The sequence below is a fragment of the Burkholderia sp. GbtcB21 genome (assembly GCF_019091065.1).
Classification (GTDB): domain Bacteria; phylum Pseudomonadota; class Gammaproteobacteria; order Burkholderiales; family Burkholderiaceae; genus Burkholderia; species Burkholderia pyrrocinia_C.
Genome location: NZ_JAGXKA010000601.1, coordinates 1 through 206, shown reverse-complemented (window position 1 = coordinate 206; position 206 = coordinate 1). Strand labels below are relative to the sequence as shown.

Genomic DNA, 206 nt, shown 5'->3' with positions numbered 1-206 from the left:
AGCGGCTCGCCCTTGCGTTGCGGAATCGACACCGGCACGATCTCGTCGTCGAAGCGCCCGGCCTTCTGCGCGGCTTCAGCCTTGTTCTGCGACAGCGCCGCGAACGCGTCCTGCTCTTCGCGCGTAATGCCGTATTCCTTCGCGACGTTCTCCGCCGTGATGCCCATGTGGTACTGGTTGTACACGTCCCACAGCCCGTCGACGAT

1 pseudogene is annotated in these 206 nt (G+C 64.1%); it reads right to left on the bottom strand.

Features of this window, described 5'->3' with window-relative positions:
* Positions 1-206: pseudogene (locus KVT39_RS37795) on the bottom strand (acetyl-CoA C-acetyltransferase); the annotation flags it as partial.